The following is a 25,225-nucleotide window of genomic DNA, read 5'->3' as shown; positions in this document are numbered from 1 at the left end:
CATAACGTCGGCCTCTCGTCCACAGAGAGGTAAGACAATGACGTTTCTGGTGACCGGAGCGACGGGCAAGGTCGGTCGGCATGTGGTCGGCCACCTGCTCCGCGCGGGTCAGAGGGTGCGTGCGCTCACCAGGGATCCGGCCGGGGCCGGCCTGCCGGAGTCCGTGGAGGTGGTGCGGGGCGATCTCACCGATCCCGGCACGCTGAGGTCGGCCTTCGACGGTGTCGAGGGCGTGCACCTGCTGACCGCGGGCGGCGACGACTACGCCACGCTGCGGACCGGACCGGAGTTGGCCAAGCTGGCGGAGAACGCCGGAGTGCGGCGGGTCGCGCTGCTGTGGAACGGCCAGGTGGGTCCGGTGGAGGAGGCCTTCGCGGCGAGTGGCGTCGAGTGGACCAGGCTGCAGCCGGTCGACTTCATGAGCAACACACTGGCCTGGGCGTCGGCCATCAGAGCGGAGGGCGAGGTACGCGAGCCGTTCGCCGACGTTCCGGGCGGCGTCGTGGACGAGGCGGACGTCGGCGCCGTTTCGGCGACGGTGCTCGTGCGCGGCGGCCACGCGGGGAGGACATATGTGCTCACGGGGCCTCAGGCGCTCAGCCAGCGTCAGCGCCTGGCCGCGATCGCGGAGGCGACAGGCAGTCCGCTCCGCCTCGTCGAGCTCACCGAGGAGCAGGCGCGCCGGCGCTGGCGGCAGGCGGGACACGGTGAGGAGCTCATCGAGCTGCTCACTTCCTGGCAGCGCAACCCGCCGCCCGAGTCCACCTCCGTCTCGCCCGCGGTGCGTGAGATCACCGGTCGCGAGCCGCGTTCGTTCGCGGAGTGGGCCGCCGAGCACGCCGCCCACTTCGGCGCGCAGGCCGCGAAATCCTCGAATGCCTCAGAGGCACCGGAGGCACCGAAGGTGTAGGACCTGGGTCTGGGCCTCCGTGCCGATGTGGGTCGTGTCAGTGAGCCACTTCGAGTGGCAAGTATCAGTGAGCCGCTTCGAGCAGGTCTAGATCCAGCCCCGCCGGGTGGCCTCCATCGCGACCTGGAAGCGGGTCTGCGCCCCGACCCGGTTCATCAGCTTGGTGACGTGCCGTTGCACGGTGCGCTCGCTCCAGCCCAGGGCCCGGCTGGCGGCCTTGTCGGTCGCTCCCGACGCCAGCAGCGTGAGCAGTCTCGCCTCCTCCTCGGAGAGCACCTCCGAATCGGGTGAGTTCAGCTGGACCGGGACGCTGCGCGTCCACGTCATCTCGAAGAGGGCCACCAGCGCGTCCAGGAGCGGGGAGGGGTGGATCACATAGGACGCCGCGACCATGTCGTCCACGGGGCGGAGCAGCGGGATGATGGCGAGGCGGTCGTCGGAGATGGCGAGTTTCATCGGCAGGTCCGCGGCGATCCTGGCCTGCTCCCCGTGTCGCATCCCGGCCGTGACGTCCTCCAGCCAGCCGGGAAGCGCGAGCGCGGTCCTGTCGTAGATGACCCGGTACTTCACCCCCCGCTTCAGCAGGGCGAGCTCCACGTGGTTCGGTTCCGTGTGCGCCTGCGGGGCGGCGTAGGGCGGGCGGTCGAACCCCCGCATCTGGGTCCGGGTGTTCTGCTGCATCTGCACCCAGTGGTGGTTGACCTCGTCGCGCCCCGAGACCATCTCTATCAGGTCGCCCGGATGAGCGAACCGGGTGCCCGCGCGGTACATCTTGACCAGTGTCCCGATGTGCAGGCGGACGTCGCGCAGCCCGGCCTCGCGCTCGCGCAGCACGGCCTCCAGCCCGCTGTCGGGTGAGACGGCGACGTAGCGAACGGGGCGTCCCGTCGAACGGGTGGCGAGGCCGAGGTCGACGAGCGACCGCAACGTCCGCCTCGCGGCCGACACCGGGAGATGACAGTCATGAACGAGTTCGGAGACCGTCGCCTGCGTCCTGCGGACGAGTGCGTCGTACACCGCCTCGTCCTGCTGACTCAGCCCGATCGCCTCAAGCATCACACTCTCCTTGCCTGTTCGGTGAGTTCCGGCACCGGGAACAGCCCGCCACTTCGCCTGTCGTGTTTACGTCACCTGACAGGAACTCGCCTCTGACCCAGCTTGTCAGGGGATGACCGCTGATGCCAGCGTTCAGGGGCACCACAGCGCGCACCTGAACGAAGGAGCCCCTCCATGTCGCTGTCCGCCCTGCGATCTCGCGGGCAACGCCTGTCACTCGCCGCACTGCTCGTCCTGGGCTCACTCGCCACAGTTCTGCCCTCGACCCCGGCCACGGCGGCGAGCCCGGCCACGGCCGAGACGCCCCCCACTGAGCCGGGCCGGCGAGGAAAGATCGCCCCCGAGCTGATCGACCGGACGAAAACCGCCGGAGCCCGTGCCGACGGCCGTGTCGAGGCCGTCGTCGTGCTCGGCGCGGCCTCCGGCCTCCGGTCGACGGCCCCCTCGCCGAGCGAGGCGCGGAAGGCCCTGGCCGAGACGGCCGACGCCGTGCAGGCTCCCGTCGTCCAGCTGGTCGAGTCCCACGGGGACCAGGTGCTCAACACGTTCTGGATCAAGAACATGGTCCTCGTCCGGGCCAGGCCCGCCACCCTGGAGGCGCTCGCCGCGCTCGACCTGGTGGACCGGATCATCCCCAACTTCGAGCTCAAGGCCCCGCCCACGCCTCGCCGCGCCGCGAAGGCCGGGGAACGGGAAGGGGAGTCGGCCTGGGGCATCGAGAAGATCGGCGCCGACCGGGTGCGGAAGGAACGCGGGCTCACCGGTGACGGCGTGCGCGTGGCGGTTCTCGACACCGGTGTCGACATCGCCCACCCCGACCTCACCGGGAAGCTCGTCACCGACGACGCGTCCGACCCGTCCTACCCGGGTGGCTGGATCGAGTTCGGTCCGGACGGCAGGCCGGTGCCCTCCTCGCCCCACGACAGCAGCTACCACGGCACGCACGTGGCGGGCACGATCGCCGGCGGGAACGCGTCGGGCACGCAGATCGGCGTCGCGCCCGGCGCCGAGCTGATGGCGGGCCTGGTCATCCCCGGCGGCAACGGGACGCTCGCCCAGGTGATCGCCGGCATGCAGTGGGCGATCGCGCCGTACGCCGCCGACGGCAGCCCCGCCGGGAAGCCCGCCGACGTCGTCAGCATGTCGCTGGGCGCGGAGGGCTACGCCGACGAGATGGTCGAACCGGCCAGGAACATCTACCTGGCCGGTGCCTTCCCCTCCTTCGCCATCGGCAACGAGTGCCTCGAAGGCGGGTCGGGCAGTCCCGGCAACGTCTACGAGGCCGTGTCCGTCGGCGCCACCGACGCGGGCGACGACGTGCCGGAGTTCTCCTGCGGCGGTGTGGTCCGCAGGACCGACTGGATCGACGCCCCCGCCGAGTGGCCCGAGTCGTACGTCGTCCCCGACATCTCGGCGCCCGGGGTGGACGTGCTCTCGGCCCTGCCGGGCGGCGAGTACGGAATGCTGAGCGGCACCTCGATGGCGACCCCGCACGTCTCCGGCACGGTCGCGCTGATGGTCGAGGCCCGCCGCGACCTCGGCGTCGACGAGACGCTGGACATCCTGGCCGGTACGTCCTTCTTCGACGGGCGTTACGGCGAGCGCCCGAACGCGCGCTTCGGCGCGGGCCGGATCGACGCGTACGCCGCCGTCGCGGAGGCGGCTCTGGCGAGCGGTGTCCGGGGCGTCGTCACCGACGAGAAGACCCGCAAGCCGCTCGCCGGGGTGACGGTCACCCGGACGGACACCGGCCGGGCCGTCGAGACCGACGAGCTCGGGCGGTTCGAGATGCGGCTGGGCGCGGGCACGTACGACCTGAAGCTGTCCAGGTTCGGTTACCGGCAGGAGCCCTCCAGGGTCCGCGTCACGGCGAACCACTTCTCCGACGTCAAAATCGCGCTGGAGCAGACCCGCAGGGGGGAGATCTCGGGACGGGTCACCTACGGCCCGACCGGCTCGACGGTGCCTGGCGCGACGGTCACCGTGCTCGGCGTGCCCGACAGCCTCGTGGCGACGACGGACCTCAACGGCCGGTACACGATCCGCGACGTCCCCGAGGGCGACTACCAGGTCGCCGCGTCGGCTCCCGACGTGTCGAGGTCGGAGCCCGCGAAGGTCACCGTACGCGGGACCAAGGGGCCCGCGCGGGCCGACTTCGCCCTCCCGCGGCCCTCGGCCACCGAGCGCGTCTCGTTGACCTCGGACGGCCGTCAGGGCAACGGCGAGGCGTGGTGGCCGAAGATGAGCACGGACGGCGAGGTGGTGACGTTCGCCAGCCCGGGGTCCGGTTTCGTCTCCGACGACACCAACAACGACCTCGACATCTTCGTGACCGACCTGCGTACCCGGGCGGTCGAGCGGGTCTCGGTGGCCTCCGACGGCACCCAGAGCGACGGCTTCTCGCTGAGCCCGACCCTCAGCGCGGACGGGCGCCTCGTCGGGTTCGGCAGCGGGGCCACCAACCTCGTACCCGGGGACACCAACGGTCAGACAGACGCCTTCGCGCACGACCGGGAGACGGGGAAGACCGAGCGGGTCTCGGTGGCCTCCGACGGCACCCAGAGCGACGGGCTCTCCTCGTCCCCCTCGTTCAGCGCCGACGGCCGCTTCGCCGTCTTCAACAGCGACGCCACCAACCTCGTGCCCGGGGACGTCAACGGGAAGACCGACGTCTTCGTCCGCGACCGGACCACCGGGAAGACCGAGGCCGTCTCGGTCGGGGCGGGCGGCGTCCCGGCCGACGGGAACTCGCGCGAGCAGTCGATCAGCGCCGACGGCCGCTTCGTCGCCTTCGAGAGCCAGGCCACCGACCTCGTACCGGGGGACACCAACGGGCACGGCGACGTGTTCGTCCGCGACCGGCAGACCGGGAAGACCGAGCTGATCCCCGCGCCGGAGGCGAGGGAGGCGAGCAGCCCGTCGATCAGTGCCGACGGGCGGATGGTGGTCTTCACCGCGAGCGGCGGGCTTGAGGGGTACCAGATCTACGTCCACGACCGGCAGACCGGCACGCGGAGGCTCGCGTCGGCGGCGTCCGACGGGAGCATGGCCAACGACTGGTCCTTCGCCCCGTCACTGAGCGCCGACGGGCAGACCGTGGCGTTCTACACCTACGCCACCAACCTCGCCGGTGGTGACACCAACGGGCGGACGGACGTGTACGTGCGCGACTTCGAGGCGGGCACCACCACGCGGATCTCCGGTGGTCCCAAGGACGTCGAGGGTGACGGCTCGGCCGGCATACCGTCGATCAGCGGGGACGGGCGGTACGTCGCCTTCGAGAGCAGCTCCGCCAACCTCGTCGGTGACGACACCAACCGGAAGTCCGACGTCTTCGTCCGCGACCGGACCCCGGGCCCCGAGCCCCGCTTCGCCCTGACCGGTCTCGACGTCAGCCCGTCCACCACCCGTCCCGGCCGCCCGGTGCGGATCTCCGCGTGGGTGAAGAACGTGGGCGAGCGCGCGGGCGGGTACGACGCCGTCCTGCGGGTCAACGGCGAGGTCGAGCGGCGGCAGACCGTCCAGGTCCGCGCCGACAAGGCGGTACGGCTCTCCTTCGACGCGCGCCGGAGCGGTGCGGGGACGTACACCGTGGAGCTGGGCCCGCTCACCGGCCGGTTCGTGGTGACGGGCCACTGAGGGACCGCTGGGGGCACTGAGGGGCCGCTGATGAGCGACTGAAGGACCTCTGAGTGGCTCATTCGCCCAAGCAGTGCCGGGCCCCCGGACGGACCGGATATACCGGATATACCGGACGGTGGCCGGACATCATGACACGCTCTCGACCGGCCGCGGCGCACCAGGCCCGCGGCCGGTCGGGGGTTTGGTGCGCCGTGGCCGCATTCCTGGCGGATCGCCCCGGCCACACCGGAGGGGAGGCCCGGGATGAGGTTCAGGACCTTCTGCCGCGTCGCTGGGCGATCCACAACAGGGTCATCGGGATGAGCGCGCCCACGGCCGCGCCGGTGAGCAGGCCAAGGACGGTGCTCAGGTCGCCGTCCAGCTCGCCGAACCGGAGCAGGGCCGCCACCGCCAGCGCGAGCACGACGAGGACTCCGGCGACGAAGGCGTAGAACCTGGGGCTGAGGAAGATGCCCCGGTCGGGAGCCCCGGGAGGAGCGGTCAGTTTCGCGGCGGGTCCCAGGCTGGCGGCCCGAAACCGATCCGGGCGCAAGGGTGAGGGTTCCCACGCCGAGAAAAAGGGTTGAGCGGGAGCGACGGACGCGAGCAGGATCGGCTCATGGATCTCGTCGCGTCCCTGCCCGCCTTCGCCGTCGCCGTCGTGCTGATCTCGGCGTCACCGGGTCCCGCGATGGCGTTGATCCTGCGTCGTGCCGCGCTGCACGGCTTCAGGGGAGCGGTGCCGACGGTGCTGGGCCTGGAGGCCGGTCTGTACGCCTGGGCGCTCTTCGCCGCCGTCGGCCTGGCCGCCCTGGTGGCCGCCTCGGAAGTGGCCTTCGTCGTCCTGCGCGTGGTCGGCGCGGGCTTCCTGCTCTACCTCGGACTGAAGGCGTGGCGTACCGCGTGGCGGATCCGGAAGGCCGGGCCCGCGCAGGAGTTCACCGAGGACACACCGCCCGGCCGGAAGCGAGGATGGTGGCGGGCCTTCGGCGAGGGCGCTCTCGTGATGCTCGCCAACCCCAAGGCCGCGGCCTTCATGATCGCTTTCTATCCCCAGTTCGTACCGGCCGACCAGCCGCTGTTCTCCACCACCGCGCTCCTCGCGCTCCTGCAGGTGGCCATCGAGATCGTCCTGTACCTCGCCCTGGCGGCGGTGGTGGGGCGCGCGGGCGCGTGGTTCCGCAGGCCCGTGATCCGCCGCCGTCTGGAGGCCGTCAGCGGCACCGTTCTCGTCGTCCTGGGCCTGCGCATGGCCGCCGCGACCCGCTGACGCCGCGCGGGCGAACGGGCTCGCACCTCCCTGAGGCGCTTGCACCTCCCCAGGATGCTGCGCCTCCCCAAGACGCTGCGCCTCCCTAAGACGCTTGCGCATCTCCCTGGAGCGCTTGCATCTCCCCCAGAGGGAGGCGCGAGGGTGGGGGGCATGGACGGCGACACGCTCTACTCGATCGGTGATCTGGCCCGGCGGACCGGGCTCACGGTCAAGACCGTTCGGTTCTACTCCGACCGCGGGATCGTGCCGCCGACCGGCCGCAGCCCGGCCGGTCACCGCCTCTACGGCATCGACGCCGTCGCACGCCTGGACCTCGTACGGACGCTGCGCGACCTGGGAGTGGACCTTTCCACGATCCGCAGGGTCGTGGACCGGGAGGTCTCGCTTCCCGAGGTGGCCGCGGCGCACGCCGAGGCACTCGCGGTGCAGATCCGGACGCTGCGCCTGCGGCGCGCGGTGCTGACGGCGGTGACCAGGCGCGGGTCCACCCCCGAGGAGATGGATCTCATGCACAAGCTGGCCAAGCTCTCCGAGGACGAACGCCGACGCCTGATCGGCGACTTCCTCGACACCGCCTTCGGCGGCCTGGACGCCACCCCCGAATTCACGGGGGTCAGACGCTCGATGACCCCCGAACTGCCCGACGACCCCGCACCCGAGCAGGTCGAGGCCTGGGTGGAACTGGCCGAGTTGTCGCAGGACCCGGGGTTTCGCGGCGTCATGCGACGCCTGGCCGAGCAGCACGCGGCCGAGCGCGCCCGGGGCGACGCCACCGGCCCGCCGCGCCGCGATCCCATCGCGATGGTCCGTGACCAGGCGGGCCCCGCCATGGTGGCCGGTCTCGACCCGGCCTCGTCTGGGAGTGACCCGGTCGTCGCGGCTGTCACGGCCCGGTACGCGCACGTCGTCGGCCTCCCCGACGACGCCGACCTCCGGCGCCGGTTGCTGGTACGGCTGGAGAGCGCGAACGACCCTCGCAGGGAGTCGTATCTCTGGCTGCTCGCGGTGATCAACGGCTGGCCCGCGCCGGAGAGCCTGACGCCGGTGCTCGACTGGTTCATCCGGGCCCTGAGTGCCCGGACACCGGCGTAACGGACCGCTCACGAAGGCGTCACTAGGCCGTACGGGACGCCGGGCGACGGAACAGCGGACGGAACATGAGACGCGGAGCGGACGGAGACGGGCGAGACCGTGAACGCCGGATTTCCGGGTGGAACAATCAGCGCATGACAGGCTTCAAACGGCTCACCGTCGAGGAAGCCCGCACCCTCGGCCGCGCAGAGCTCCTGCCCCTGATCGAGGACGAGCAGAAGCACTGATATCGGCTCATGAACCACATGGAGGTGCAGCGGGTACGCGACCGCTGGTTCTCGGGGTCGCGGAATCCGTACACGTCCCGGGCGACGTCCAGATCACCCGGCCGGCGCCCCCGGAACCCGCGTTGGTGATCCCGGTCCGCAGGAACACGAGGATCCCGGTCCGCCGGATCCCGGCCGTGGAGGCGAGCCGATCTCGGCCGTGGAGGCGAGCCGGGCACCCGGCGCTTCACCGTCATCGAGACCGCGTCGCGCGGAGGTCATGGAGTCTGATCGGCGGGGCGGGACCACTCGTTCCACCGTGCCCACCTGTACGGCGGTGCCACGCTAAGATCGCGTCCCATGCTCTCGGCTGGCTTATGGCGAATTATCAGGATCGGATTAGTAAGCCTGGTTCTTGCCGCGGCGGTCACGGGCCTGGTGCTCGGCGACGCCTGGCTCTGGGTGGCCGTCGAATGGTCGCCACCGGCTTATGCGGAGTTCTACGCGCGCGACGGCTTGGACACTCTGACGACCGTGGCGCTGCTCGTGGCCGCCCTGGTGAAGGCCGCGCTCCTGTGGCTGATCCTGCGTACCCCCGCGCCGGGACCCCTGGACCGCCGGGAGCAGGCGCTTCGCCGGCTGCTGTATCTGGCGGTGGCATACACCCTTGTGCTGTGGTATCCGCTCGGCCTGCTCCCCGGTGCGGTCGAGGCGACGATCCAGCTCGCGCTGTGGACCGCGATCGACGTCCTCTACCTGCTCGTCATCCGCTGGCGGTCCCGCACGCTGCGCGCGGCGGCCGGAGCGATGTTCGCGGTCGAGCTGGCCGGGATGGCCAACGAACTGCTCGACGAACTCGACCTCCCGGAGTTCGGATCGGGCTACGTCGTCGAACTGGGCTTGATGCTGGCTGGAGTGGCGGCGACCGTCATCACGATCGTCGGGCAGCGGCGCGACGGCCGGTGGAGCCGCGGCACGCTGGTCGCCGGGGGGTTGTCGATGGGCGTCTACGCGCTGGCGATCCCGTTCAACATCTTCTTCTTCACAAGGATCCCCAGCGGCAATCTCGCGATACCGGTCATGATGGACGCGGTGGGGCTCGTCGGCACCGTGTGGATGGCGGCGACCGCCCGCGAACTGCCCGTCGAGGACCGCCCGGCGGCCCCTCCGCCCGCGCCGCGGCGCGCGGTCCGCGTCACGGTGGCGGCCGTGGCCCTGCTACCGGTCATCGCACTGATCCACCCGGAGCAGACCCCGCACCTCACCTACACCGGCTGGTCGATGGACTGTTACAACCGGCCCAGCTTCGGCGACCTGAAACCCGCGGAACGCGACGCCGCGTTCCTGTGCCGGGCGCGGAGCACAGATGGCGTGGGTCCGCCCATGTTCCCGGAGGACCTGTCGGACCAGCAGATCCTCGCGTCCGGGCGGGCGCTGTGCCGTGCGAAGGACGACGAGGAGCAGAAGGCGATCCTGACGCGGGCCGGGAGCGCGCGGCCCGCCTGGGGCGCGAACCCGTGGGACCTCGTCTACGTCTGCCCGGAGATCGTCGGCGCGACCCATCCCGAGCTGCTGCGGTCGTCCGCGGAGACAAAGGCGGCGAACACCGCCTACATCGCCGAGAAGAACGCGGCGTGCCGCGACCCGTGGCCCCGGACGAAGGGGGTCGTCCAGGCCACGGCCAACTACTTCCTGTTCGCCGACGGCGACCACGGCTATCAGGTCCACGACCCCGAGGACGAAGTGACCGAAGAGGCTTGGGAACAGGCGATCGACAAGATGTACGACGACGGCACCCTCATCGGGACGACCCGCACCGCGGTACTCGTCGGGCACGTCGAGGACGTCATCGATCTGTGCCTCACGGTGAAGGCCTTCCGCACCGCGCCGCCACAGCGGACGGCCGGGTGGAAGCAGGTCAACGAGGTACCGGTCGTCAGCCGCAGCGGCCGGCTCACCGTGCCGGAGAAGGGCGAGGGCGGGGACGTGGGCGCGGGTGCCCCGATGCCGAACCTGGCGATCGCGGGCAAGGGCCGCTACCGGCTCCGTGTCTACGTACGGCTCGGCGACACAGGGGAGGAACACCTGGTCGTCGTGTTCCCGGGCGCGTCGAGGAAGAGGCTCAAGCTGAAGCCGTGAGCGGCGGGGCGCGCGTTCTCCTTCGTCGCCCTTCTACCGGCGGCCGGAGACGGCCCCGGATCATTCCTACCTTGCCGAAGGCGAGGACCTCACAGCCCGCCGCCTCCTTGGTGATCGTCAGCCGGGCGGTCAGGACGCCGGGCAGGTCGTCGGCCTGGGCAGGCACGGACGCGAGACCCACGCTCAGCGCCGTGGCGGCGGCCGGCGCCGCCCGCCGGCGCACCCAGGGGCCGTACGGTCACCCGCCGGCTCGACGAGACGGCGCGGACCCGCGATGTCCGGGTGGGAGGCCACGCGGCACCGTCATCGGAAACACGAAGGGTCCTGACCTGTTCACACAGGTCAGGACCCTTTTCCGAACTCGTTCGTCACCCGTCCACGACGTCCGCGGCCTCCCTGGCGTCCACGACTTCCACGACGTCCGTGACGTCCGCAGGCTCCCAGCGCAGCAGGTCTCCCGGCTGGCATTCCAGCACCTCGCAGAGCGCGGCGAGCGTCGTGAAGCGCACCGCCTTGGCACGGCCGTTCTTGAGCACCGCCAGGTTCGCGGGCGTGATCCCGACGCGCTCCGCGAGCTCGCCCACGGACATCTTCCGCCTGGCCAGCATCACGTCGATGTCGACGGTGATCGGCATCAGATCACCTCTTCCAGCTCGGCCCGCATCCGCGCCGCCTCGACGTCGCGCGCCACGGCCTGGGCGAGCAGCATCCGCAGCACGAGCACGATGAGCGCGACCCCCAGGATCGCCACGACGACCCCGCATATCAGGAGGACCACCCCCGGGGGGACGGGTTCGCCCGGGGCCAGGAGGATCGCGAACGCGAACACCAGGAGGGCGGCCGCCACGAGCGCGCCGATCACGATGTGCACGTACCGGAAGGCGGCGTGGGAGAACACGGTCCCGCGTCGCACCATCGTCACCAGCCTCCATACGCAGACCAGGACGACCTGGGCCGCCACGACGCCCAGGACCGTGAGCATGAGGAACGGGGTGCGCAGGTACGCGTAGTCCGGGCTGAGCTCCTCCATGTCGGCGGCGAGCAGCGGCACCATCACTGTCTGCACGAACACCGAGCCCGCGAGCAACGCCACGAGCACGGCGCGCAGCGCGAGCACTGTCAACTTCCCCATCATCTCCCCTTCGATCGACTAGCGATGAAAATCTATCGATATTCGATGCATCAAGCAAGAGAGTAGTCATGAAGGCAGGGGGAAGCGGCCTGAATCTCCCGGTTCCGACCGGTCTTCGCGGTGACACGAAAGGCCCCCGGCCATGACGGGGTCACCCATGCATGGCCGGGGGCCCTTCGCCTCCGGAGACCACGTGCTCACGCACTCACTCACCCGCCGGCCTGGCGACGCCAGGAACGTCCGGCCGTGTCCGTACGAGGTCGTTCGCCCGGAACCCTAGGGCGCCGTGACCCGCAGGTCGTCGAAGGTCGCGGTGCTCGAGTGCATGCGGAGGCCGATCTTGCCGGCCGTCAGCTCGGCGGCGGGGGCGGTCCAGGTGAGCACCTGGTTCCCGTCGACGAAGCCGGTGACGGTCGAGCCGGACACGGTCGCCTTGAGCGTGCGGAACGCCCCGGGGGTGATCGGGACGGAGACCCCCGCGACCTGGGTCAGCGTGCCGCCGACCTTCCTGTACAGGTCGGCGGTGTCGGTTCCGTCGTTGAGGCGGAACAGGTAGAAGTTGGCGGCGTCGGCGTACCGGAAGACCAGGCCCGCGTTGGCGCTCGCGTTGTCCAGCCGGACCCGGCCCTGGACGGTGTAGTCGGTCCAGGTCGCGGAGCCGGTGACGGCGAGGCTCTCCGCGGCGGCGGTGGAGGTCTGGGAGTACGCGCCGTTCGCTACCGACCACGAACCGCCGCCGCTCGTCCAGCCCGCCGCGTCGCCGTCGCCGAAGTCGTCCGACAGCAGGGTGGTGACGGGGGCCGCGGCCGACTCGTGCGCACCCCGGTCGGGAGAGCCCTGGTAGAGCGCGGTCCCGAAGAAGTCCTGGGCGCCGGGTGAGGAGACCGCGACGCCGCTGTCGATCCCGGGCGAGCCCGGCTGGAGTTTGTAGGCGCCCGCGGAGGCGAGCCCCGACGCGCCGCCCGCCGCGACGAACTGCGGGCTGGCGATGATCTTGTTCGGGTCGTTCGGCTGGGAGGCGTTGGTGCCCGAGTAGAGGTTGTGGTCGTAGGTGACGCTGCCGCTGATGCTGTAGGCCCCGCTCCCCTGGTTCACGAAGATGTTGTTCGTGTAGGCCACCTGGCCGGTCGACGTCCCGGTCATCTGGCCGGTCTGCCCGGCCGAGCGGTAGAAGACGTTGTTGTGGACCTTCAGGTCGCCCGACCCGCTGACCAGGTGGAACACCCCGACACTGCGGTCCAGGTCGTTCTGGGAGATGTTGTAGCGGAACACGTTGTCGTCGGTCTGGTCCATGACGAGCAGCGTGCCGCCCTCGTTGTCCTGGCTGTAGTTGTACTGGTAGACGCTGCGGTAGACCATCTGGTCGAAGTCCCAGGGCTGGCCGTCGCCGTCGAGCCTGCGGGTGCGGAAGGCCTGGTTGAACTGGAAGACCGCGTCGGTCGTGGCGTACATCCACTGCGCGGCGACGACCGCGATGTCGTCCAGGTAGGGCAGGGTCGAGGTGGTGGACTCACCGATACGGTCGGTGGTGTTGTACTCGACGAGCGGGGCCCGGCCGGACCGGACGAGGATCCCGTCGCGGTGGATCCGGGTGACGGTGTTGCCGCGGATCACCAGGTTCTTGAAGGCGTCGAAATCATGCGCCCACGTGGTGTTGAGCAGCGCGTCGGTCATGGTCTGGATGCCGGTGTCGGCGACGTTGTCGACGGTGTTGCCCTCGATGAGCACGTCCGTCCAGGTGCTCTCGGGCCCGGTGGAGGTCCCGCGGGCGTGGAAGTTGATCCCGCCGGTGCGGCGGTCGGTGCCGAACACGTCGTGGACGTAGGTGTTCTTGACGTGGATGTGGGTGAAGTTCCCCGCGCCGGAGCCCTCGCCCACGACGAGGACGCCGCTGCGCCGCCGGTCGGTGGGCTGCTGTCCGCTGGTGATCTCGAGCCCGCCGATCTCCCAGTACGAGACGTTCTTCAGCCGCACCCCGAAGCCCTCGCCGTCGACGGCCGTGTCGGCGAAGTCGATGCGGGGTTTCGCGCCGGTGCCGTACTGGCCGAGGACGATCGGCGCCCCGGCCGCGCCCGAGCCGTGCAGGTCGAGGTACTGACCGGTCCAGACCCCGCCGGACTTGAGCAGGATGCTGTCGCCCGGACCGAAGGTCTGGGCGTTGACCTTGCCGAGCGTCTTCCAGGCGGCCGAGGACGAGGTCCCGGCCGCGCCGTCGGAGCCGCCGGTCGCGTCGACGTAGTAGGTGGTCCCGGCGGCGCGAACGGTCCCGGCGGCGTTGACGCCATGGACGGTTCCGGCGGCGTCGACATCGGCGCCGTGGACGGTCCCGGCCGCGCCGGCGACGGCGGAGGCGCTGCGGACGGTCCCGGTCGCGTGGGCGGGCTGGGGCAGGAGCAGGACGGCGGCGAGTGCCAGGACGGCCGAGGCGTTGGGAAGCCCCACGCTGATACCTCTAATTCGTATTAGTAATACTTGACCTGCGGAAATATCCGTGCCCCCGATTCGTAACGGGAAGATAATCCGCGATCTTCACAGCCGTCAAGAGCAGATTTCCGGCATGTTTCAAGATTCTTTCGCCGAGAGTGTTGACAGCGCCCCGCTCGACTTGCAACGGTTTCGCCAATACGAATCAGCCAGTTGCTCTCCCCTGGCTGTTCCCCCAGTACTGATACGAATCAGGAGATCGCGATGGACGGAGTTCGGCGCCGGGCCCGCCAGGCCGACGTGGCCAAGCTCGCCGGTGTCTCCCAGGCGACGGTCTCCGCGGTCATCAACGGCCGGGGCCCGGAGGCCGGGATCCCGGAGCAGACCGTCCAGCGCGTCCTGGAGGCGGTGCGCCAGCTCGGCTACGTCGCCAACCCGGCGGCCCGCAGCCTGCGCGGGAAGCGCAACCGGCTGCTCGGCGTCTACACCTTCGAGTCAATCTTCCCGCTCGACCAGCTGGACTTCTACCACGAGTTCCTGGTCGGCATCGAGCAGCAGGCCGTCGCCGACGGCTACGACCTGGTGCTGTTCGCCTCCACCGAGGACCTCGACGGCCGCCGCCGGGTCTACAGCGACGGGGTGAACCGGCTCGCGCTCGCGGACGGCAGCGTGCTGCTCGGCGTCGAACCCGGCTCCACCGAGCTGGCCAGGCTCGCCGCCGAGGGATACCCCTTCGTCCACATAGGGCGCAGGACCGTGCCCGGCACCGAGGTGGCCTGGGTCGGCGCCGACTACGCCAGCGCCACCAGGGACACCGTCGGCAGGCTCGCCGCGCTGGGCCACCGGCGCATCGCCTACGTCACCGGACCGGACCGGATGGAGGTCTTCCTCGACAAGGAGGCCGGCTACCGGGCCGGCTGCGCCGACGTGGGGCTGCCCGAGCTGATGTACGTCACGTCGCAGCTCGACCCGGCCTGGGTCGACGCCGCGCACGCCGGTGGCGTCACCGCCGTGCTGGCCGAGAACGAGCCCCTGGCCAGGCAGCTCGTCGCCGCGCTGGGCGAGCGCGGTCTGACCGCTCCCGCGGACATGTCGGTGGTCGTCCTGGTGACGATGACCGAGAGCGGCTGGAGCAGCCTGCGGATCCCCCGCAACGAGATGGGCCGGGGCGCGGTGAAGATGCTCACCCGGATCCTGGCCGGTTCCGACGCCCCCGGCGACCACCAGCAGTTACTGCCCTGTGGCCTCCCCGAGGACCACATGATCGGCCCGCCCAGGGCCTGACCGCACATCACGCCATCAGCTCCCTCGGACCCCGGCCACGAATCACACGATCGGCCCCTCGGCAGCCCGGCCACGGATCACACGATCGGCCCTCCCGGAGCCTGTCCGACGGTCACACAACCGGCCCCCCAGAACCTGACCACAGTTGAATAGTCCCAGCTCCCGGCGGTCCAGCGCCGGGAGCAGACCTCTCACACCCCGAGCCCCCCATACTCCGAAACAGGAGAAAACCATGATCACCAATCGGTGGACAGCCGTCAGCAGGCGCGGATTCCTCGCCGCCGCCGTCAGCGCGGGCGTTCTTCTCGCCGCGACGGCCTGCGGGACGGGCGGCGGAGGCAGCGGGAGCGGCGGCGGCACGGCCGACACGCTCACCGTCTGGTTCCCCGGCAACTCCGCCCCGGAGATCGAGCTCGTCACCAAGAAGCTGGTGCCGGAGTTCGAGTCCGCCAACAAGACGAAGGTCCAGGTGACCTTCGTCGACTGGGCCCAGATGTCGCCCAAGCTCAACGCCGGCTTCGCCGGCAACAACGCCCCCGACGTGTTCGGCCACGGTCCGGCCGCCGCCGCCGGCTTCGCCGCGGCCAAGCGGATCGAGCCGCTCGACGCCCGGATCGCCGCCCTGCCCGAGGCGGACAGGACCGACCTCGCGCCCTACCTGGCGAGCGGCCAGGTGGCCGGCGGGCAGTACCTGATCCCGCTGGGCGGCAGCGGCGTCCTCGTCGCCTACCGCAAGGACCTGCTCGACAAGGCCGGTGTCACCGAACCGACCACCTGGACGGAGGCCGCCGAGGCGGCGAGGAAGCTGACCGTCCGCGACGGTGGAGCGATCCAACAGGCGGGCCTGATGCTCCAGTCCGCCAAGATCCAGCGGGTGCAGAGCTTCCAGGGGCTGATCGGCTCCGAGGGCGGCGAGCTGCTGTCGGCCGACGGCAAGGAGGTCACCTGGAACTCGCCCGAGGGCGTGAAGGCACTGGAGTACTTCGCCGGGCTCTACAGCGGCGACGGCAAGGTCAGCGACCAGCTCGGCCTCGACTTCGCCAACCAGCCCGCCGGGCAGAACCCGCTCGCCACCGGCAAGGCGGCGATGGTCACCGCGACCACCGGCCAAATACTCCAGATGGTCAAGGCCGTGCCCGAACTCTCCTCGAAGATCGGGGTGCTGTCCCCGCTGAAGGCCGTCGACGCCAAGACCTTCGGCGGTGCGACCACCGGCCTGTTCGTCAACGCCGACTCGGCGAAGAAGGACCTCGCCTGGAAGTTCGTCGAGTTCATGGTCTCCAAGGGCGTGAACGAGCGGTACGCCGAGACCGTCGGCGGGCTGCCGGTGCGCGCCTCGGCCGTCCAGGGCTCCTACGTCACCGGGCAGCCGCTGCTGAAGCCGTTCATCGACGCCGCCCCCGCCTACGTGGGCAGCCCGAACGTCCCGGCCTGGGTGCAGGTCCGCGACGTGCTCGACAAGCACCTGGAGGAGGCGCTCGCCGGGAAGGCGACCGCGAAGCAGGCGCTGGACGACGCGGCGGCCGAGGCCGGACCGCTGCTCGCGGCCCAGTGATGACCCTCCTCACCAAGCACGGCGAGACCCGGTCCGCGGCGCCGCCCCGGGCCGGGGCCCGCGGGAGCGGGAGGGGCCCGACCGGCCGCCGCAAGCTCGTCGGGCTCGCCTTCACCGCCCCGGTCCTGGCCTACATGGCGATCTTCCAGCTGTTCCCGGTGCTGTACGGGTTCTACCTGAGCTTCACCAGCTACAGCCCGCTCGACCGCGGCGCGCCCCGGCTGGTCGGCGCAGACAACTACGCGGCGCTGCTCGGCTCGGCCGACTTCCTGAAGTCCCTGCGGGTGACCGCCCAGTTCGTCGCGGAGGTGCTGCCGTTCGCGGTCGGCATCGCGCTCGGGCTCGCGCTGCTGGCCAACCGGAAGATGCCCGGCATCGGGCTGTTCCGTGCCGGGTTGTTCCTGCCCCGTATCGTCCCGCTGACGGCCGTCAGCCTGGTGTGGCTGTGGATGTACTCCCCCGACGGGTGGTTCAACGACCTCGCGGGCTCCCTCGGCCTCGATCCGCGCGACTGGCTCCTCGACGAGGACACCGCCCTGCACTCGGTCGCGGTCATGCGGGTGTGGAAGGCCCTCGGAGGCAACATGGTGCTGTTCCTCGCCGGGCTCCAGGCGATCCCGGTCACCCTGTACGAGGCCGCGAAGATGGACGGCGCGGGCGCCTGGGCCAGGTTCCGGCACGTGACGCTGCCCGGTCTGCGGCCGGTCATGGTCTACGTGATCACGATCAACATCGTCTACCTGTCGCAGTCGTTCGCCGAGATCTTCATCCTCACCGGCGGCGGGCCGCTCGGCTCGACGACGACCACCAACTACCTGATCTACCAGGAGGCGTTCCAGAACAACCGGTTCGGCTCCGCCAGCGCCATGGCCTTCGTCCTGTTCGCGGCGATCTTCGCCTTCGCGCTCGTCGCGATGCGCGGGAACGGGCGGAAGTGATGCGCAGACCAGGATCCGTCCTCGCGCTGGTCATCGCCACGCTGCTGGTGCTCGTGCCGTTCTGGTGGATGGTCTCGATCGCCTTCAAGCCCGAGTCCGAGGTGTTCTCGGCCGAGCCGCGGCTGCTGCCGCGGAACCCGGTGCTCGACAACTTCTCGACCGCCCTGGACGCGGGCAACCTCGGCACGGCGATGACGAACTCGCTGATCGTCGCCCTGCTGGTCGTCGTCGCCAACTGCGTGTTCGCGCTGCTGGCCGGATACGCCTTCGCCAAGCTCCCCTACCGGGGAAGCAACGCGATCTTCATGACGATCGTCGCGACCACGATGGTGCCGGTGGCGGTGACCCTCATCCCGCTGTTCCTGATCGCGAAGGGGATCCCGCTGGCGGGCGGGAACGACATCACCGGGCAGGGCGGTTCCGGGCTGCTCGACTCGCTGGGAGGGCTCACCCTGCCGCACCTGATCGGGCCGCTCAACGTCTTCCTCGCCCGGCAGTACTTCCTCGGGCTCCCCGACGAGCTGGGCGAGGCCGCCCGGGTCGACGGCGCGAGCGAGTTCAGGCTCTTCTGGAAGATCTACCTGCCGCTGGCGAGACCGCTGGTCGCGACCGTCGCGGTGTTCGCCTTCACCGCCGTCTGGGACGACTTCCTCTGGCCGCTCGTCGTGACGAGCTCACCCGAGACGCAGACCGTCCAGCTGGCGCTGAGCAAGTTCCTGACCGGCGGAAACGTCGCCTACGGGCCCGCCATGGCCGGATCGGTGCTGGTGCTGCTGCCGATCCTGGCCGTCTTCGTCTTCAACCAACGCAGTTTCGTCGCCGGCCTGTCCGAGGGCGGCGTGAAGGGATGATCATGCAGGAGACGCACACGCCGGTGCTGGTGGTCGGAGGGGGTCTCGGCGGTGTCGCCGCGACGCTGACCGCCGCGAGGCTCGGCCGGCGGGTGGTGCTCACCGAGGAGACCGACTGGCTGGGCGGCCAGCTGACCAGCCAGGCGGTCCCGCCGGACGAGAACCCGTGGATCGAGTCGCGGTACGCCTCGTCGAGCTACCGCAGGCTGCGCCAGGGCGTCCGCGAGTACTACCGCCGCAACTACCCGCTGCGCGCCTCGGTGGCCGCGCAGCGCCTGCTCAATCCGGGTCTCGGCGTGGTGAGCGGGCTGTGCCACGAGCCTCGGGCGGCGCTGGCCGTCATCGAGGAGATGCTCGCGCCGTACCGGACCGCCGGGCTGGTCACCGTCCTGCTGCGGCACACGCCCGTGGCGGTCGAGGTGACGGGCGACCGGGTCGAGGCGGTCACCTTCACCCGGCCCGACGGGACCGAGCTGGTCGTGGCGGCCGACTACGTCGTGGACGCCACCGAGCTCGGCGACCTGCTCCCGCTGGCCGGGGTCGAGCACGTGGTGGGCGCGGAGGGCGTCGCCGACACCGGGGAGCCCCACGCCGCCCCCGTGGCGAACCCTCTCGACCAGCAGGCCGTCAGCTGGTGCTTCCCGCTGGAGTACCGGCCGGGCGAGGACCACACGATCGACCGCCCGGCGGGCTACGACTACTGGAGCACCCGGCGGGCCCCGTTCTGGCCGGGGTCCCAGCTGTCGTGGACGGACGTGGAGCCGATCGACCTGTCCGTACGCTCGCGCGGCCTGTTCCACGACAACGGGCACATCCCAGGAAAGCACGACCTGTGGCACTTCCGCCGGATCGTGGCCGCGGAGCAGTACGAGCCCGGCACCATCTCGAACGACGTCACCCTGGTCAACTGGCCGCAGATCGACTACTGGGACCAGCCGCTGATCGGTCCCGGCGCGGACCGGGAGGGCGCGCTCGCGGGTGCCCGCGACCTGTCGCTGTCGTTCCTGTACTGGATGCAGACCGAGGCCGGATACCCGGGCCTGCGGCTGCGCCCCGATCTCGTCGGAACCGGGGACGGCCTGGCCAAGGCGGTGTACGTCCGGGAGTCGCGGCGGATCAAGGCCGAGTTCACCGTACTGGAGCAGCACGTCGGGGTGCAGGCGCGCGGCCCGCTCGCCGGGTCCGAGGTGTTCGCCGACTCGGTCGGGCTCGGCTCCTACCGGATCGACCTGCACCCCAGCACGTCCGGACGCACCTACGTGGACGTCGACTGCTACCCCTTCCAGATCCCGCTCGGCGCGCTGCTGCCCCAGCGCGTCGACAACCTGCTGCCCGCCAACAAGAACATCGGCACCACCCACGTCACCAACGGCTGCTACCGGCTCCACCCCGTCGAGTGGAGCATCGGCGAGGCCGTGGGCGCGCTCGCCGTCCAGGCCCTCGACGCCGACCTGCCGCCGCGCAAGATCCGCGCCGATCCGGCCCGGCTCGCCGACTTCCAGCGGACGCTCACCGACACCCTCGGTGTCACCCTCGCCTGGTCGCAGGAGATCAGGACCACCCCGTGCGGCCGCCAGCCCGCCGTACCCCAGCTCGTGGAGGACTGACATGACCGCAGCGACCGGCCCGGCCTTTCCCGCCGGGTTCGTCTGGGGCGCCGCCTCCGCCGCCTACCAGATCGAGGGCGCCGCCCGCGAGGACGGGCGCGGGCCGTCGATCTGGGACACCTTCTCCCGGACGCCGGGACGGGTGGCCTCCGGGCACACCGGCGACGTCGCCTGCGACCACTACCACCGCCACGCCGACGACGTCGCGCTCATGAGGTCGCTCGGCCTGGCCGCCTACCGGTTCTCCGTCGCCTGGCCGCGGATCCAGCCCGACGGCTCGGGCCCGGTCAACCCGCGCGGCCTCGACTTCTACGACCGCCTGGTCGACTCCCTGCTCGCGGCGGGCATCGACCCGTACGTGACGCTCTACCACTGGGACCTGCCCCAGGCGCTGGAGGACCGGGGCGGCTGGACGGCCCGCGACACCGCGTACCGCTTCGCCGACTACGCCGCGGCCGTGCACGCCCGCCTCGGCGACCGCGTCCGCACCTGGACGACGCTCAACGAACCCTGGGTCGCGGCCTTCCTCGGCTACGGCAGCGGCGTCCACGCCCCCGGCAGGACCGACGCGGGCGACGCCTTCCGCGCCGCCCACCACCTGCTCCTCGCGCACGGCCTCGGCGCCCGGGCGCTGCGCGAGGCCGGTGCCCGCGAGCTCGCCCTCACCCTCAACCTCTCGCCGGCCGTCGGCGATCCGGCCGCGGCCGAACGTGTCGACCTGCTGCTCAACCGCCAGTTCCTCGATCCCGCCCTGTGCGGGGAGATGCCCGAGGACCTCCTGAAGATCATCGACCGGCACGCGGGGCTCGACCACCTGCGCGACGGCGACCTCACGCTGATCCACCAGCCGATCGACCTGCTCGGCATCAACTACTACTGCCCCCAGTACGTCGCCGACGCCCCCGGCACCCCCGCCGACCCCGCCTGGCCGGGGAGCGAGGACATCTCCTTCGTCCACCCCGGCGGTCCCAGCACCGCGATGGGCTGGCCCATCGACCCCGCGGGTCTCACCGCCCTGCTGACCCGCCTGTCCCGCGACTACCCCTCCGTCGGCCTGCTCATCACCGAGAACGGCGCGGCCTTCGACGACGACGCCCCCTCGGGCGGCCGGGTCGCCGACCCGGACCGCGTCGCCTACCTCGACTCCCACCTCAGGGCGGCCCACGCCGCGCTGGCCGAGGGCGTGGACCTGCGCGGCTATCTCGTCTGGTCCATCCTCGACAACTTCGAGTGGGCCGAGGGCTACCACAAGCGCTTCGGCATCGTCCACGTCGACTTCACCACCCAGCGACGCGTGCCGAAGGACAGCGCCCTGTGGTACCGCGACCTCGTCACCACGGGGGTGATCCCCGGCGTGACCTCCGGCTGACCTCCGGTCCTGCCGCCCGGCCGCCGGTCCCCGGCGGCCGGGGGGCCGGGGCGCGTGACCGCTGGACGGGTAGGTCCTGAGGCCGATGAGCCCACCCCTGGAGCGCGTCGGCAGTGGGGTGGGCGTCGCCCACCGGCTCATCATGCCCTGCCGTGCCGGTCAGGTCGGTCACGCTCAACGTCACGGCGAAAAGATCCGGTTGTCACGCTATTAATTCCACTTAATGCCTGTTTGTCGTTATGTGTCACACCAGCCTGGCCTTCCGTCTCCGCCAGAGCTATCTGCTCGCACTGACGCTCTCGGCTCCCAATACATTCAGAAGAGCCAGAACCTCGGCGTCCCGGGACCCCGGCGGCGCGCTGTAGAGCACGAGGCTCTGGTCGCGGTCAGTGAGCGTGAGCGAGTCGCAGTCGAGGGTGATCTCCCCGACGACCGGGTGACGGAAGGTCTTCGTGAGCATCGGCGCGGCCCGCACGTCGTGCCGCTCCCAGAGCCGGGCGAACTCGGGGCTGCCGTCGCGGAGTTCGTCGACGAGGTCGATCACCGCGGAGTCGGAGGGGTACCGGGCGAGGGTGGAGCGAAGTCTCATGACGACGTGGTGCCGGAACTCCGCGGCGTCGGAGATCCCGTACAGCTCCGCGTCGGCGCGCGCCGACCCGAAAAACGCCCGGCGCGCGAGGTTGCGGTCCTTGGGGGCGAGTGTGGAGAAGTCCTCCATGAGCGCGGCCGCGAGGTCGTTCCACGCGAGCACCTCGAACGCGGCGGATGTCACGAAGGCGGCCGTCTGCGGCAGCCGTTCGAGGAGCGCGAGGATGCTCGGGCGGACGTCGCGCCGGTGCGGTCCGCCACGGCTTGGCGCGGTGCCCGCCAGGACGTGGAGGTGATCGGACTCGGCGTCGGTCAGCCGCAACGCGCCTGCGATCCCGGAGAGGACCTCGCCAGACGGGCGCGGCGCCCTGCCCTGCTCAAGCCGGACATAGTACTCCGTGGAGATGTGCGCGAGGACCGCCACCTCCTCGCGGCGCAGACCCGGTGTCCGGCGTCGCGAACCCGGGGGCAGACCGACATCACGCGGCCGGAGCCGCTCGCGGCGGCTCCGGAGGAAGGCTCCGAGTTCCTGCTTGTCCATACTCCCAGTCTGCACGCCGCGCGGCGACCGATCCTGGTACCGCCTGTGCCTGCCTCCGGCCTGGTAGCCGACCTGACACTGTCGTCATGAGGAACAGCACCGACATCGCACCCATCGGCCTGCTCACCGGCAAGGTCGTGTTCATCACCGGCGCCAGCCGCGGCATCGGGGCGGCCGCGGCCCGGCTCTTCGCCTCCGAGGGGGCCGCCGTCGTGCTCGCCGCCCGCGGCACCGACGCCCTGCAGCGGATCGTCACCGAGGTCCGCGCCGACGGCGGCGTCGCGGATGCCGTGACAGTGGACCTCGCCGACCGGGCGAGCATCCGCGCGGCGGTCGACCATGTCGGGGAGCTGCACGGCCGGCTCGACGGCGCGTTCAACAACGGCGCGGCGATCCAGCGGCCCGGGCCGCTCGACACGACAAGCGACGAGGACATCGAGGAGCAGTTCGCGGTGAACTTTCGCGCGCACTGGACCGCGATGACGGCCGAGGCCGCGCTCATGCGCCGGGGCGGTGGCGGGGCGATCGTCAACACCTCGAGCATCGGCAGTCGCCGCGCGAACCCGGAGCTCCCCGCCTACGGCGCGATGAAGCGCGCGCTCAACGGCATCACCGAGACCGCCGCCGTGACCTGGGGACGGCACGGGATCCGCGTGAACGGCATCACCCCCGGCGGCACCGCGACGCAGATGATCGACACGTGGGAGGCGGCGTCCCCGGGTACCGTCGAGCGCATCAACGCAAGCATCCCGCTCGGCCGGATGGCCGAGCCTCGCGAGGTCGCCGAGGTGGCCGCGTGGCTGCTCAGCGACCGGGCCTCGATGGTGACCGGCGCGATCGTGCCGGTGGACGGCGGCGCCGGCGCCTGATCGGGGGGAGACCGGGCGCCCCGCCCCCGGACCGCGTTCGGTGGCCTCGCGGTGGATCCGGGGCGGCCCGGATCCCATGGGGGCCGGCGCCTGCAGCCGCCCGGCACCCGATCACCGATCGCCTGCGACCACGGACCGGACTTCGGACCTACCCGTCCAGCCGGGGTGCGTGACCGCTAGCCGGGGTGCATGAGCAGCGTGAACAGCTGCTCCAGCGTCCGGGCCAGTGTTCTCTCGTCGGCGCCGTTCAGGGCGGTGCTGCCGATCATCTTGCGCATCAGCCAGAAGCCCGCGACGAGCGAGAGGACCATGGCCGCGCGGTCCGTGCCGCGCAGTTCCGGGGCGATGTCGAGCAGATGGGCCTCGACGTGTTTCTCGATGCCGGCCCGCAGGATCTCCGCGGCGCGGGGGTTGGGTGCCGAGCGCAGCATGAGCAGGAACGGGTCGAGGCCGTCGGCGTGCGGGGCGGTGCGGCGGACCAGGGCCGCGGCCACGTCGCGGGCGAGGGTGGCCGGGTCGTCGGTGAGGACGGTGCGGTCGGCCATGGACGCCTCCACCACCTCGGCGAAGAGCCCTTCCTTGGAACCGAAGTAACGGTTGACCAGCATCGCCGTGACACCGGCTGACTGGGCGATCTCGCGGACCCCGACGCCGTCGTAACCGTGGCGGGTGAAGCCCTCGACACCGGCCCGCAGGATGGCCTCCCTGGTGGCGGCCGCGTCGCGGCGGCGCGTTGTCGTCATGTCTACGAGTGTAGACTATACTCATGTATACAGTCGTAGACATGAGTGGAAGGACAGCGTGATGGACCTGAGACTGACAGGCCGCCGGGCCCTCGTGACCGGTTCGAGTTCCGGCCTCGGCGAGGCGATCACCCGGCTGCTCGCCGCCGAGGGCGCCGAGGTCGTGGTGCACGGGCGAAACGAAGATCGGGCCCGCAAGGTGGCGGAGGACATCGGCGCGGTCGCCGTGGCGATCGGCGACCTCGCCACGGACGAGGGCGCCGACGCGGTGGCCGCCACCGCCGGCGAGGTCGACATCCTGGTCAACAACGCCGGAGCGTACGACCACCTCGGCTGGGCCGACGCCACCCCGGAGGTGTGGGTCAGGACGTACGAGGTCAACGTGGTCTCCTGCGTACGCATGATCCAGCGGCTGGTGCCGGGGATGCGCGAGCGCGGCTGGGGCCGGGTGATCCAGATCGGCGGCGGCCTCGCGTCGCAGCCGATGCCGACGCAGCCCCACTACAACGCGTCGCTCGCCGCGCGGCACAATCTCGCCGTCTCCCTCGCGCGGGAGCTGAAGGACACCGGCGTGACGTCCAACGTGGTCGCTCCCGGGGCGATCCTCGTCGACTCGGTGGAGAGGCTGCTCACCAGGATCGCGCCGGAGCACGGCTGGGGAGAGTCGTGGGAGGAGATCGAGCGCGCCGCCGCCCGCGACTTCGTCCCCAACGACATCGGGCGGTTCGGCCGTCCGGAGGAGATCGCGGGTGCCGTCGCGTACCTGGCCGGCCCGTACGCCGACTACGTCAGCGGCGCCACGCTCCGCGTGGACGGCGGCACGGTCCGCTCGGTGACCTGACCGGCGCCCCGGAGCGGGGCCACGCCACGACACCGGAAGACTTCAGGGAGGAAGCGGGGGCGCTGGGAAGCGAGAAAGCCGGGAAACGGGGGAGATGGGGGAAACGGCGGGAAGCGGGAAGCGGGGGGCGAGAGGCGAGGGGGCGGGGACGCTGCCGGTCGGCTCCCACGCGGCCGGAAAATGTTC

General features: G+C 71.1%; 20 protein-coding genes. 13 read left to right on the top strand and 7 right to left on the bottom strand.

The window, feature by feature from the left end:
- The first annotated feature begins 37 nt into the window (after positions 1–37).
- Positions 38–910, top strand: coding sequence for an NmrA family NAD(P)-binding protein (locus tag ACFFRH_RS27745; protein ID WP_344747825.1), 873 nt, complete (start codon positions 38–40; stop codon positions 908–910).
- A gap of 87 nt (positions 911–997) precedes the next feature.
- Here ACFFRH_RS27745 and ACFFRH_RS27740 read toward each other — a convergent pair whose 3' ends face one another.
- Positions 998–1,966, bottom strand: coding sequence for a helix-turn-helix transcriptional regulator (locus tag ACFFRH_RS27740; RefSeq protein ID WP_344747826.1), 969 nt, complete (start codon positions 1,964–1,966; stop codon positions 998–1,000).
- Positions 1,967–2,140: 174 nt separating this feature from the next.
- On the opposite strand from ACFFRH_RS27740, the gene ACFFRH_RS27735 reads away from it, so the two are divergent.
- Entirely contained in the window at positions 2,141–5,605 is a 3,465-nt protein-coding gene (locus tag ACFFRH_RS27735) for a S8 family serine peptidase (protein WP_344747827.1), read from the top strand.
- 253 nt (positions 5,606–5,858) lie between these two features.
- Here the strand turns inward: ACFFRH_RS27735 and ACFFRH_RS27730 are convergent, their stop codons facing one another.
- Positions 5,859–6,140, bottom strand: coding sequence for a hypothetical protein (locus tag ACFFRH_RS27730; protein ID WP_344747828.1), 282 nt, complete (start codon positions 6,138–6,140; stop codon positions 5,859–5,861).
- A 66-nt stretch (positions 6,141–6,206) separates the two neighbouring features.
- On the opposite strand from ACFFRH_RS27730, the gene ACFFRH_RS27725 reads away from it, so the two are divergent.
- From ACFFRH_RS27725 to ACFFRH_RS27715, 3 genes are all read left to right on the top strand, one after another.
- Positions 6,207–6,857 (top strand): LysE family translocator, encoded by a 651-nt coding sequence (locus tag ACFFRH_RS27725; protein WP_344747830.1) that lies wholly within the window; start codon positions 6,207–6,209, stop codon positions 6,855–6,857.
- Positions 6,858–7,010: 153 nt separating this feature from the next.
- Complete coding sequence (locus tag ACFFRH_RS27720; protein WP_344747832.1) at positions 7,011–7,952, top strand: MerR family transcriptional regulator; 942 nt, start codon at positions 7,011–7,013, stop codon at positions 7,950–7,952.
- Between the two features lie 566 nt (positions 7,953–8,518).
- Positions 8,519–10,297, top strand: a complete 1,779-nt coding sequence (locus ACFFRH_RS27715) for a hypothetical protein (protein WP_344747833.1) — start codon at positions 8,519–8,521, stop codon at positions 10,295–10,297.
- A 368-nt stretch (positions 10,298–10,665) separates the two neighbouring features.
- Here ACFFRH_RS27715 and ACFFRH_RS27710 read toward each other — a convergent pair whose 3' ends face one another.
- The 3 genes from ACFFRH_RS27710 to ACFFRH_RS27700 form a co-directional block, all read right to left on the bottom strand.
- Positions 10,666–10,932, bottom strand: a complete 267-nt coding sequence (locus ACFFRH_RS27710) for a helix-turn-helix domain-containing protein (protein WP_344747834.1) — start codon at positions 10,930–10,932, stop codon at positions 10,666–10,668.
- A complete protein-coding gene (locus ACFFRH_RS27705) occupies positions 10,932–11,429 on the bottom strand; it encodes a DUF2975 domain-containing protein (RefSeq protein ID WP_344747835.1) in 498 nt (165 codons plus the stop codon). Before ACFFRH_RS27705 ends, ACFFRH_RS27710 begins: the two co-directional genes overlap by 1 nt.
- Before the next feature lie 276 nt (positions 11,430–11,705).
- Positions 11,706–13,871, bottom strand: coding sequence for a 3-keto-alpha-glucoside-1,2-lyase-like domain-containing protein (locus ACFFRH_RS27700; protein ID WP_344747836.1), 2,166 nt, complete (start codon positions 13,869–13,871; stop codon positions 11,706–11,708).
- Positions 13,872–14,117: 246 nt separating this feature from the next.
- Here ACFFRH_RS27700 and ACFFRH_RS27695 point away from each other — a divergent pair, with 246 nt between their 5' ends.
- The 6 genes from ACFFRH_RS27695 to ACFFRH_RS27670 all read left to right on the top strand — a co-directional run bounded on the left by ACFFRH_RS27695 (position 14,118) and on the right by ACFFRH_RS27670 (position 21,457).
- The gene (locus ACFFRH_RS27695) at positions 14,118–15,137 is read left to right on the top strand and encodes a LacI family DNA-binding transcriptional regulator (RefSeq protein ID WP_344747837.1); all 1,020 of its coding nucleotides are present in this window, start codon (positions 14,118–14,120) and stop codon (positions 15,135–15,137) included.
- Between the two features lie 232 nt (positions 15,138–15,369).
- On the top strand, positions 15,370–16,692 hold the full coding sequence (locus ACFFRH_RS27690) for an ABC transporter substrate-binding protein (RefSeq protein ID WP_344747838.1): 1,323 nt from the start codon (positions 15,370–15,372) through the stop codon (positions 16,690–16,692).
- Entirely contained in the window at positions 16,692–17,630 is a 939-nt protein-coding gene (locus ACFFRH_RS27685; RefSeq protein WP_344747840.1) for a carbohydrate ABC transporter permease, read from the top strand. The genes ACFFRH_RS27690 and ACFFRH_RS27685 overlap by 1 nt, the downstream gene beginning before the upstream one ends.
- On the top strand, positions 17,630–18,481 hold the full coding sequence (locus ACFFRH_RS27680) for a carbohydrate ABC transporter permease (protein WP_344747841.1): 852 nt from the start codon (positions 17,630–17,632) through the stop codon (positions 18,479–18,481). Before ACFFRH_RS27685 ends, ACFFRH_RS27680 begins: the two co-directional genes overlap by 1 nt.
- A 2-nt stretch (positions 18,482–18,483) precedes the next feature.
- Positions 18,484–20,088: an FAD-dependent oxidoreductase gene (locus ACFFRH_RS27675; protein WP_344747842.1), complete on the top strand. Its 1,605-nt coding sequence runs from the start codon at positions 18,484–18,486 to the stop codon at positions 20,086–20,088.
- A gap of 1 nt (position 20,089) precedes the next feature.
- Entirely contained in the window at positions 20,090–21,457 is a 1,368-nt protein-coding gene (locus tag ACFFRH_RS27670) for a GH1 family beta-glucosidase (RefSeq protein WP_344747843.1), read from the top strand.
- Between the two features lie 277 nt (positions 21,458–21,734).
- On the opposite strand, the gene ACFFRH_RS27665 is transcribed toward ACFFRH_RS27670, so the two are convergent.
- On the bottom strand, positions 21,735–22,586 hold the full coding sequence (locus tag ACFFRH_RS27665) for a helix-turn-helix transcriptional regulator (protein ID WP_344747844.1): 852 nt from the start codon (positions 22,584–22,586) through the stop codon (positions 21,735–21,737).
- Positions 22,587–22,672: 86 nt separating this feature from the next.
- On the opposite strand from ACFFRH_RS27665, the gene ACFFRH_RS27660 reads away from it, so the two are divergent.
- Positions 22,673–23,455 (top strand): SDR family NAD(P)-dependent oxidoreductase, encoded by a 783-nt coding sequence (locus ACFFRH_RS27660; RefSeq protein WP_344747845.1) that lies wholly within the window; start codon positions 22,673–22,675, stop codon positions 23,453–23,455.
- Positions 23,456–23,631: 176 nt separating this feature from the next.
- Here ACFFRH_RS27660 and ACFFRH_RS27655 read toward each other — a convergent pair whose 3' ends face one another.
- Positions 23,632–24,198, bottom strand: coding sequence for a TetR/AcrR family transcriptional regulator (locus ACFFRH_RS27655; protein WP_344747846.1), 567 nt, complete (start codon positions 24,196–24,198; stop codon positions 23,632–23,634).
- A gap of 61 nt (positions 24,199–24,259) precedes the next feature.
- Here ACFFRH_RS27655 and ACFFRH_RS27650 point away from each other — a divergent pair, with 61 nt between their 5' ends.
- Entirely contained in the window at positions 24,260–25,039 is a 780-nt protein-coding gene (locus tag ACFFRH_RS27650; RefSeq protein ID WP_344747847.1) for an SDR family NAD(P)-dependent oxidoreductase, read from the top strand.
- Positions 25,040–25,225 lie beyond the last annotated feature (186 nt).

The sequence above is a fragment of the Streptosporangium vulgare genome, assembly GCF_042428775.1.
In the GTDB taxonomy this organism is placed as follows: Bacteria; Actinomycetota; Actinomycetes; order Streptosporangiales; family Streptosporangiaceae; genus Streptosporangium; species Streptosporangium vulgare.
This window is presented reverse-complemented; position numbering and strand designations above follow the sequence as displayed.